The 10,752-nt window shown below is 67.5% G+C and carries 7 protein-coding genes; 2 read left to right on the forward strand and 5 right to left on the reverse strand.

The window, feature by feature from the left end; all coding sequences use genetic code 11:
* Window positions 1-52 precede the first annotated feature (52 nt).
* Complete coding sequence (locus tag B0T44_RS19485) at window positions 53-2,302, forward strand: heavy metal translocating P-type ATPase (protein ID WP_077116169.1); 2,250 nt, start codon at window positions 53-55, stop codon at window positions 2,300-2,302.
* A gap of 83 nt (window positions 2,303-2,385) precedes the next feature.
* Here B0T44_RS19485 and B0T44_RS19490 read toward each other — a convergent pair whose 3' ends face one another.
* On the reverse strand, window positions 2,386-3,135 hold the full coding sequence (locus B0T44_RS19490) for a lysophospholipid acyltransferase family protein (RefSeq protein WP_077116168.1): 750 nt from the start codon (window positions 3,133-3,135) through the stop codon (window positions 2,386-2,388).
* A gap of 15 nt (window positions 3,136-3,150) precedes the next feature.
* Window positions 3,151-3,921, reverse strand: a complete 771-nt coding sequence (locus B0T44_RS19495) for a lysophospholipid acyltransferase family protein (protein WP_077116167.1) — start codon at window positions 3,919-3,921, stop codon at window positions 3,151-3,153.
* A 390-nt stretch (window positions 3,922-4,311) separates the two neighbouring features.
* On the opposite strand from B0T44_RS19495, the gene B0T44_RS19500 reads away from it, so the two are divergent.
* Window positions 4,312-5,868 (forward strand): Rieske 2Fe-2S domain-containing protein, encoded by a 1,557-nt coding sequence (locus B0T44_RS19500; protein WP_077116166.1) that lies wholly within the window; start codon window positions 4,312-4,314, stop codon window positions 5,866-5,868.
* Here the strand turns inward: B0T44_RS19500 and B0T44_RS19505 are convergent.
* From B0T44_RS19505 to B0T44_RS19515, 3 genes are all read right to left on the reverse strand, one after another.
* Window positions 5,858-6,823, reverse strand: a complete 966-nt coding sequence (locus B0T44_RS19505; RefSeq protein WP_077116164.1) for a DMT family transporter — start codon at window positions 6,821-6,823, stop codon at window positions 5,858-5,860. The two genes, B0T44_RS19500 and B0T44_RS19505, sit on opposite strands and share 11 nt — an antisense overlap.
* A gap of 39 nt (window positions 6,824-6,862) precedes the next feature.
* Window positions 6,863-8,527 (reverse strand): MFS transporter, encoded by a 1,665-nt coding sequence (locus B0T44_RS19510; RefSeq protein ID WP_245839420.1) that lies wholly within the window; start codon window positions 8,525-8,527, stop codon window positions 6,863-6,865.
* A gap of 109 nt (window positions 8,528-8,636) precedes the next feature.
* On the reverse strand, window positions 8,637-10,433 hold the full coding sequence (locus tag B0T44_RS19515) for a putative bifunctional diguanylate cyclase/phosphodiesterase (protein ID WP_077116233.1): 1,797 nt from the start codon (window positions 10,431-10,433) through the stop codon (window positions 8,637-8,639).
* Window positions 10,434-10,752: the final 319 nt, after the last annotated feature.

Genomic DNA, 10,752 nt, shown 5'->3' on the forward strand with positions numbered 1-10,752 from the left:
AATGGCATCACCGACACAGACCGATTCGAGCCGCACAGAACGGAGCACCACGATGACCACCGCCACCACGCCGCCCACCGGGCAGGTCGAACTGGTGATCGGCGGGATGACCTGCGCTTCCTGCGCCGCTCGGATCGAAAAGAAGCTGAACAAACTCGACGGCGTGACGGCCACGGTCAACTACGCGACCGAAAAGGCGCGCGTCGACTTCACCGGTGATATCGCGCCCGACGATCTGATTGCCACCGTCGAGCAGGCCGGCTACACCGCTGCCCTGCCCGCACCGAAGGTCGAGGCGGCCGCCGCAGAACCGGCCGAGGAGGATCCCACCGCCTCGCTGCGCACCCGGTTGCTGGTCTCGCTGGTGCTCACCGTCCCGGTGATCGCGATGGCGATGATCCCGGCCTTGCAGTTCACCAACTGGCAGTGGCTGTCGCTGACGCTGGCCGCGCCGGTGGTGGTGTGGGGTGCGCTGCCGTTCCATCGGGCAGCGTGGACCAACCTGCGCCACGGTTCCGCCACCATGGACACGCTGGTGTCGATGGGCACACTCGCCGCGCTCGGCTGGTCGGTCTATGCCCTGTTCTGGGGCACCGCAGGCACGCCGGGGATGACACACCCGTTCGAATTCACCATCGCGCGGATGGACGGCACCGGCAACATCTACCTCGAGGCCGCCGCCGGTGTCACCACCTTCATCCTGGCCGGGCGATACTTCGAGGCCAGGTCCAAGCGCCGGGCCGGGGCCGCGTTGCGGGCGCTGCTCGAGCTGGGCGCCAAGGAGGTCTCGGTGCTGCGCGGCGGCGTCGAACAACGCATTCCAGTGGACCAGCTCGCCGTCGGCGACCGGTTCGTGGTGCGGCCGGGCGAGAAGATCGCCACCGACGGTGTGATCGTCGAGGGGTCCTCCGCAGTGGACGCCTCCATGCTGACCGGGGAATCGGTGCCGGTGGAGGTCGGTCCCGATGACACAGTAGTCGGCGCGACCGTCAATGTGGGCGGCCGGATCGTGGTCCGGGCCACCCGCATCGGCTCCGATACCCAGCTGGCGCAGATGGCGCAGCTGGTCGAGGACGCGCAGACCGGGAAAGCCCAAGCCCAGCGGCTGGCCGATCGCATCTCCGGGATTTTCGTGCCGGTTGTGATCGCCCTGTCACTGGCCACCCTCGGCTTCTGGCTGGGCACCGGGGGCTCGGTGGCGGCGGCGTTCACCGCGGCGGTAGCGGTGCTGATCATCGCCTGCCCCTGCGCCCTTGGCCTGGCCACCCCGACCGCGCTGATGGTCGGCACCGGGCGCGGCGCCCAGCTCGGCATCCTCATCAAGGGCCCCGAAGTGCTGGAATCCACCCGCCGGATCGACACCGTGGTGCTGGACAAAACCGGCACCGTCACCACCGGCAAGATGACCCTGCTCGACGTCATCGCCGCCGACGGCGAGGACGAAGACGAGGTGCTGGCGTTGGCCGGGTCGCTGGAGGATTCCTCCGAACACCCGATCGCCCAGGCCATCGCCAAAGGCGCCCGCGAGCAGATCGGCGAGCTGAAACCGGTCGAGGACTTCGCGAATATCGAAGGCCTCGGAGTCCAAGGTGTGGTCGACGGGCACGCGGTGATCGTGGGCCGGGCTCGGCTGCTCGCGGACTGGTCGCAGCACCTGGACGCCGACCTCGAACGCGCTATGGCGTCCGCCGAAGCCGAGGGCAAGACCGCGGTTGCGATCAGCTGGGACGGTAAGGCACGCGGTGTGCTGGTCGTCGCCGATGCGGTGAAGCCGACCTCCGCCGAGGCGATCACCCAGTTGCGTACGCTCGGCCTGACCCCGATCATGCTGACCGGCGACAACGCCGCCGCCGCCCGCGCGATCGGCGATCAGGTGGGCATCGACGAGGTGATCGCGGAGGTGCTGCCGCAGGACAAGGTCGACACCGTCAAACGGCTGCAGGACGAGGGCAAAGTGGTCGCCATGATCGGCGACGGCGTCAACGACGCGGCCGCACTGGCCCAGGCGGATCTGGGGCTGGCAATGGGCACCGGCACCGATGTCGCGATCGAAGCCAGCGACCTCACCCTGGTGCGCGGCGACCTGCGCGCGGCCGCCGACGCCATCCGCCTCTCCCGGCGTACCCTTGGCACCATCAAGGGCAACCTGTTCTGGGCGTTCGCCTACAACGTGGCCGCGATCCCGCTGGCCACGGCGGGGCTGTTGAACCCGATGATCGCCGGAGCCGCTATGGCGTTCTCCTCGGTGTTCGTGGTCAGCAACAGCCTGCGGTTGCGTAGTTTCCGCTCGACCGCGCAGTAGCTCGACAGCACAGCAGGGGACGGCACCGAGCAGGTGCCGTCCCCTTCGTCGTGGGAGCTACCACTGGGATCCGTTCCTGGCCGTCACACGCCGCGCGCCGCTTTGGCCTGACGCTGTGCGTATTCCTCTTTCTCCAGCACGGCTGCTTCCGCCAGAGTCGGGGCGTTGCCGCCGAAACGGGCAGGCACCCACGGTTCGCCCTCCGGCATCGGGTAGCCGTCCTGGGCAGCGGTGAGCAGTTCGCTCATCCGGGAGCGCAGCGTGCTGGTGAGCTCGTCAGGAGTGCCCGCGGGGGAGATGGGTTCACCGACGCGGATATTGACCGGGAAGTTGTGCCTGCCCAGCTGACGGCGGAAGCCCTTGGTCCAGACACGGTGGGCGCCCCAGATGGCGAGCGGGACGATCGGGGCGTCGGCTTCCAATGCCATCCGCGCCGCACCCGTCTTGAATTCCTTCAACTCGAAGCTGCGACTGATCGTTGCCTCCGGATACACCACAACCAGCTCGCCGTCGCGCAGCGCGGTCACCGCGCGGCCGTAGGATTCGGCGCCCGCGGAACGGTCGACGCCGATGGCCTTGCAGTGCTTCATCAGGAAGCCGACGATGCCGTGCTCCAGTTCGGCTTTCATCATGAACCGGACATTGCGGCCCGATTTGCGGCCGAGGAGACCCACTTCCATGAAATCCAGGTAGGCGGTGTGGTTCACCGCGAGCACCGCCCCGCCGGAGCGCGGAATATGCTCCTGCCCGGCGATATCGATGCGCAAGCCCTGCGCGAAGATGACGGTGCGAACCAATCCGGTCAGAATGTCGTAAACCGGTTCCCGCGCCATCGGCAACTCCTGTTACTACTCGCTGGCGGCCGTATCCTTTCCAGCAGCCGGGTTCTTCTTGGCAGCCCTGGCCGCAGCTTCAGCGGCGTCGAGCGCATCGGCCTCCTCCAGAGTAGGCGCGCTGCCGCCGAGCCGGGCCGGAACCCAGTACGCGTCGGGGGTGTGTACGTAGTTCTGCTGCAGTTCATGCAGCAGGCGCTGCATGGTGGCGCGCAGTTCGGCGGTGAGTTCGGTGGCCGGCTCGTACGGGTGGATCGGTTCGCCGACGGCGATCGAGATGGGGGTGTTGGTGCGGCCGAGACGTTTCGGGAAACCTTTCGTCCACACCCGCTGCGCACCCCAGATCACCATCGGGATGATCGGCACCTGCGCCTCGATCGCCATCCGCGCCGCGCCGGACTTGAGTTCCTTGATCTCGAAACTGCGGCTGATCGTCGCCTCGGGATACACCCCGACCAGCTCACCGCGACGCAGATACTCGACGGCGGCCTTATACGATTCCGCGCCCGCGGTGCGATCCACCGGAATATGTTTGAGCGCGCGCATGATCGGCCCGGAAATCTTGTTGTCGAAGACATCCTTCTTGGCCATGAACCGGATATAGCGCTTCGGGGTGCGCGCAGGCAGACCCGCATAGGTGAAGTCCATATAGCCGGTGTGGTTGATCGCGATCACAGCACCACCGGCGGCCGGAATGTGTTCATCGCCGGTGACGGTGAACTTCAGACCTTCGAGAAAGAAGACGGTTCGGGCCAGGCCGATGATCGTCCGGTAGACGGGTTCCACAGTTTCGCTAGCGTAGTCGCTGCCCGGCCCGCATCGATACCGTGTCACGGTCCTGCGACCGGCCCGGTATCCTCTGATCTGTAAGGCGTCGCCTGCCACCTGGGGTCCCATCGGCACCGGAAGCCCGGTCCCCGCGCCGCCGGCGAACACACCCGGCGCACCCGACCGGCGCCACCGATTTCGCCGACCAGCAGATCACCTCGCAGTGGATCCGGCCCGGTTCATAGTGCGGTGCTGGCCCCGGTCACTCTTCCGGTGCGACACAGAACCGGACGTGCGGAGTCGATCGAGGGAGCCGCGGGTTCTGTGGGGACTGGAGCACAGCACCGGCGACGTCGCGCCCTGACCAACTACTCTTGATGGCCGTCACCGGCCAGGAGGAGCAAGCTCGTGCAGATCACCAGCGTCGGACACGCCGGGTTCCATATCCGTACCAAAGCCGGTTCGATCCTCTGCGATCCCTGGGTCAACCCCGCCTACTTCGGTTCGTGGTTCCCGTTCCCGGACAACTCCGAGCTGGACTGGGACGAACTGGGCAACTGCGACTTCCTGTACGTCTCGCACCTGCACCGTGACCACTTCGACGCAGGCACCCTGACCGACCACGTCAACAAGAACGCCACCGTGCTGCTGCCGGACTACCCGGTGCCGGACCTGCGCCGTGAACTGGAGAAGCTGGGCTTCACCAAGTTCATCGAAACCGAAGACTCGGTGAAACAGACCGTCACCGGCCCCGGCGGTGAGCTGGACGTGATGATCATCGCGTTGCGCGCGCCCGCCGACGGCCCGATCGGCGATTCCGGGCTGGTGGTTTCCGACGGCGAAACCACCTGCTTCAATATGAACGACGCCCGGCCGGTGGATATGGACGTTCTGCACGAGGCGTTCGGTCATGTCGATATCCATCTGCTGCAGTATTCCGGCGCCATCTGGTATCCGATGGTCTACGACATCCCGGCCCGCACCAAGTCGAACTTCGGTAAGCAGAAACGCCAGCGCGGGATGGACCGGGCGCGCAGCTATATCGAGCAGGTGGGCGCGACCTGGGTGGTGCCCTCGGCCGGTCCGCCGGTGTTCCTCGACGACGAGCTGCGCTACCTCAACGACGACCGCGGTGACGAAGGCAACATCTTTCCCGACCAGATGGTGTTCCTGGAGCAGATGCGCATCCACGGCAACTCCGGCGGCGTCCTGATGATCCCGGGCTCGGTCGCCGATGTGCGCGGCGCCGAGCTGAAGCTGACCCACCCATTCGATCCCGCCCAGATCTACGACGACAAAGCTGGCTATATCGAGCGGATGGCGCAGCGGATGGCCCCGGTGCTGGAACGAGAGAAACAGCTGTGGGCGCTGCCGGAAGGCGAGCCGCTGCTGGAGCCGCTCAAGGAGCTGTTCGAGCCGATCATGGCGCAGAGTGACCTGATCTGCGACGGTATCGGCTACCCGGTGGGGTTGGTGATGGGCACCGAAACCGTGGTGCTGGACTTCCCCGAACGAGTGGTGCGCGCCCCGATCGAGGGCGAGGGCAAATACCGCTACGGCTTCCGCATCGCACCGGAACTGGTGCGCACCGTGCTCCGCGACCAGGAACCGGACTGGGTGAACACCATCTTCCTGTCCACCCGCTTCCAGGCGTGGCGGATCGGCGGCTACAACGAATTCCTCTACACCTTCTTCAAATGCCTCACCGACGAGCGCATCGCCTACGCCGACGGCTGGTTCGCCGAGGCGCACGACGATTCGGCTTCGGTGCAACTCGACGGCTGGGAAGTGCAGCGGCGGTGCCCGCACCTCAAGGCCGATCTGTCGAAGTTCGGTGTGGTCGAGGGCGATACGCTCACCTGCAATCTGCACGGCTGGCAGTGGGATCTGGCATCCGGCCGGTGCAAGACCTCGAAGGGCCATGAGCTGCGCTCTCGCAAGATCGGCGAACAGGTCAGCGGCTGACCGGTTCGCCGGACCGGGCGGCGGCCACCACCACCGCGACCAGGGTCACGGCACAGCCGAGCAGCGCCGCCGGAGACAGTCCCGCGCCGGTGGGGGTCAGCCAGTCCAGGAACACCGACGCCAACAGCTGACCCGCCACCGAGGTCAACCCGAGCAGCAGCACCCCTATCCAGCGCACCACCAGCACGCCGAGCGCGATGAACGTGACGCCGATGATGCCGCCCACATAGAGCCAGGGTTCGGTGGGAAACTCCGACGGCCACCCGGCCCGGGTCAGCACCACCGCTTCGATCAGCACCAGCGCGGCCAGCCCGAGACCGAAGTTGATCAGGGTCGCGGCGATCGGCCCGCCGACCGTACCCACCTGTCCGTTGACCGCCTGCTGCCAGGCCAACCCGATCCCGGCCAGCGCGGGTAGCACAATCAGCAGCGACGCGGGCACCTCCCGGATCACTGTCATCGCGCCGCCCGCTCCCGCAGGCCCGGAACCGCTCGACCCGGCCAGCAGCACCGCCACCACCGCAAGCCCCGCACCGCCCATCCTGCGGGCGGTGACCGGGGTGCGCCCGCTGGGTCCGAGCCCGAGCCGGTCCACCACCAGACTGCTCACCACCTGTCCGGCCACCACAGCAACGGTGAACGCGGTCACCCCCAGCGCGGCCACGGTCAGCCCCTGACTCGCCACGAACGCCGCACCGCACAACCCGCCCAGCAACTGCCATGGCCGCAGCTCACGCGTTGCGACCGACCTGCGGACCTGCCGCAGCCCCGCCCGTAACCGCCCGCTGACAGCGACCGCAACAAGCAACGCTGCCAACCCGGTCCCGAAACTGATCACCGCGGCCGCGACCCCGTCGTGCAGCCGCTCCCCCAGCGCCCCGTTGATCCGCGCCTGCACCGCAACCCCCGCGCCGATGGTCAGCCCCAGCCCAAGTCCGACCCGCCGCCACACCATTCCCGAACCCTACCGACGACGGCTGTTGTGCCGGCCTCATCACGCTGGACGACGGTCCGGCAACCACGCCGGGGTCAGCGCGGCGATCACCAGAATCGCTGCCCCGAGCAGCGCAACCGTCGACGATATCGACAGCCACACCGACGCCAGCGCCACAAATCCGAACACCGCCAGCGACACCACCTCCTCCAGCAGCCCGGATACCGAGGTCACGGTGGCACGGGCCGGTCCTTCGATAGCGTCCTGCAGCCGAGCCGCGGCGATCACGCCCGCGTTGTACACAATGCCGTAGGACACCCCGATCGCGGTGAACCCAATCCCGGTGAGCACGTACACCAGCGCGGGCCAGCGCACCGCGAGCCCGGCAACCACCGCACCCGCAATGAACAGCACACCGCCCACCGCGAGCGCCAGCGACACTGTCTTCGCACGCATTCCCTCGGTGCGTGCCGCGAGCATCGACCCGGCAAGCGACCCGGCCACGGTCACCCCGACCAGCACCGGCACCACCGACGTCGCCGCACCGGCCGCCGCGGCGACCAGCGCGAAATACTCGTCGAATGCCGTGATGCCGTACAGCAGCGCACCCAGCACCACACCGTGCCGCACCGCGCGTACCCGTATCGCCTCGGCGATACCGGTCCGCAGCATCGCGAGATACCGGGCGACCGGCCGCTCCGTCGCTGCGGGCACCTGCCCATGCTCCTGCCCCTGCCGGTCGGTAGCTGCCGCCCCGGCGACATCCGGACCGGCGGCGTCATCTCCCGCCGCTGCCGTTCCGACCGACACCACGCCTGCTAGAGACGCCGAAGCAGTAAGACCGTCCACTACGCCATCAACTGTGGCCTGGGCGCGGTCAGCACCAGTGGCAGCCTCTGCCACCGACCCTTTGGCAGAGCATTCAGTCGACAGTCCATCAACTCGCACCGATCCGGCGACAGCTGCGGTGATGACAGACGCACCCCCGGTCGCCGAAGCATCCTCGGTCCCGGCCCAGGATCCGGTCGCCGCATCTGCCCCGCCTTTGCCGGTAGCCCTGACCGCGGCGGTTTTCATGGTTTCCGGAGGCTCTACTGCTGATGTCGGGAACTTCCCCGCCCCATCTCCTCTGTCAGCCGTCGGTACCGGCTCCTCTTCGAGATCCTCGATCTGGGCGGCCGAGACCGCCTTGGGCGCGGCGGGCAAGGTGGTCGCGATCAGGGTGTGCCCGATGGCGCAGGCGACGCTGGCCCAGCCGACCAGCTCGTAACCGCCCAGCAGGTACAGGGGTGCGGCCGCGAGAATGGCGACGAAACCGGCGGTTTCGGTGGCGGCCCTGGTGTAGCCGAGGATGCGCGGATACTCGGTCGCCGCGCCACTGGCGGCGAGTTCGTCGTAGAGCAGGGCTTCGAATGTTCCGGAACTCAAGGCTCCGGACACGCCCCACAGCATGAACCCGGCGGCGAAACCTGCGTACGACGGCCACACTGTCCACAGGGCGAACGCACCGGTCAGGAGCACACCGCTGAGGACGAGCAGCAGCCGCCGCGACACGGTATCGGCCCAGGCGCCCGACGGCACCTCCAGCACGAATGCCGTCGCCGACCAGAGCGCCAGCAGTAGCGAGATCTGCCCGGTGTCGAGCCCGTGATCAGCGAACAGCAACGCGTACAGCGCGTACAGCGGGATCAGATCGGCGGTGCCTGCGAATAGGACCGCCCGCACCGTCAGAGCGCGGACAGCGGTCCTACCAGAACTGGTTCCGGTTCAACAGCCGTAGATGAGCAAACGCATACGACAAGCATCGGTGCGGTGTCCGCGGGGCGTCAAGCGATTATCCGAGTGGCACCCAGCCGTCGGGTGCATTGTGGGAGTCCTCGCCGAGTTCGCGGTCGTTCACGTCCTGACCGATCCGCCCCTGCTTCTTGTTGAGGTCGCTGATCAGCGCATCGACCGGATGCGAGTCGCTGTAGTGGTAACCCTGCGCGAGCGCGAACCCGAGTTCGGTCAGCACCGCCGCCTGATGTTCGGTTTCCACCCCTTCGGCGATCACCTGCAGGTCCAGCGATTTGCTCAGCGCGGCGATCACCCCGAGCAGGGGTGGCGCGGGGGAATCCGAGCGGATAGCGGCCACGAACGATTGATCCACCTTGATGATGTCGCTCGGCAGTGTCGCGAGCCTGCTCAGCGACGAGTACCCGGTGCCGAAATCGTCGATCGCGATGCGCACCCCACGTTCCCGCAGCGTATGCAGGTTCGCAATGGCCGTATCGGATTCTGCGGCCAGTTCGCTCTCGGTCACCTCCAGCACGAGCTGTTCGGCGGGCCAGCCGGTGCTGGACAGGATTTCGGCGACCCGGTCGGCGTAACCGGATTCGGCCAGTTCCAGCCCGCTGACGTTGACGTTCAAGGTCAGCTCCAGCTGGGCGAAGGTGTCCTGCAGTTGAGCGGCGTCGGAACAGGCGCGGCGCAATACGAGCTCGTCCAGGTCGGAAATGAGGTCGTATTCCTCGGCAACGCGGATCAGGCCTTCGGTGGTGACATCGGGTTGAGCGCTGGACGACCAGCGCAGCAGTGCCTCCACCCCGACTGCTTTACCGCCACCCTCGCTGAGGCTGACGATCGGCTGATAGTGCACGTCGAGAGCGCCCTGGTCGATGGCCTCGCGCAGCTCGACGGCCAGCGGCAGCTGCCGCGACGACTCCAGCACCGTTCGGTTGCGGCCCGCCTGCTTGGCCCGGTACAGGCCGACGTCGGCTCGGCTGACCAGCAGCGAGCCCGACTCACCCGGCTGCCATGAGGTGACACCCGCCGAGCAGCCGGTGGTCACCGCCGCGCGCAACTGCTCGGTGAGCAGGATCGCGGCCTGCTCGGTGGTGCCGGGCAGCAGCAGCGCGAAAACGTCGCCGCCGTAACGGGCCAGCCGCTGGCCCGGGGCGAGCAGGGTGGACCAGGTGTCGGCGACCCGCTGCAGCACCGCGTCACCGGCCCGGTGGCCCAGATGATCGTTGACCTTCTGGAACCGGTCGAGATCGACCAGCACCAGCGCCAGACTCTGCCCGGAACGGGTCGCGTGCTCGATGGCCGTATTGAGCGCCCGGTCGAAACCACGCCGGTTGAGCAGCCCGGTCAGCACATCGATATCGGCTTCGGAGGCCATCCGGGTCAGAATGCCGACCACCACCCCCACTCCGAAGGTCACCCCGGCCGGGACGAGGCCCGACCACCAGGGCAGCCCGGCCCTGGTCGGCAGCACCCACAGACACAGCGCCATCGCGAACGCGATATGCGCGGCCGCCTGCGGCCAGGCGAAAAACAGCGCCGCGTCGCAGGCGATGAAAACGTAGAACGAGGCCAGCGTTATCGCGGCGATGGTGTTGGGGAACGAATGCACGGCGACGGTGACCAGAATTGTCGCGACCGCCACATATCCGTGATGAATTCCGTGCGGCAGCCGCGGCCCCCAGCCGAGCAGGCTGATGCCGAGCAGCAGCGCAACCAGGGCAGCGCCACCGACCAGGATACGGTTCCCCTCATCGGCCCCACCGAGCCCAGCAGTCGGCGCGATCGCCGTAACCCCCAACCCGATGACGCCGCCCATAACGTAGAACGCCCCGGTCGTCCTGGACATGACTCTGGCCGTCGCCAATGCAGACGCGGCCCGCACCCGGGTTCGGGTATCGCCGCGAGACCCGATTCCTCGCACGATGAACAGCATAGAGCGCAGGCTGCAGCGAAGGCGCAGGTACGTACAAAGCGCACGGCCGGAGCGAACGCGCAGGTACGCACAAAGCGCACGGCCGGAGCGAACGCGCAGGTACGCACAAAGCGCACGGCCGGAGCGAACGCGCAGGTACGCACAAAGCGCACGGCCGGAGCGAACGCGCAGGTACGCACAAAGCGCACCCGAGCGTGTCAGCCCCGCTGTCCCCGCGGCGGCGTCAGCAACT

It is taken from the genome of Nocardia donostiensis (assembly GCF_002081715.1).
In the GTDB taxonomy this organism is placed as follows: domain Bacteria; phylum Actinomycetota; class Actinomycetes; order Mycobacteriales; family Mycobacteriaceae; genus Nocardia; species Nocardia donostiensis.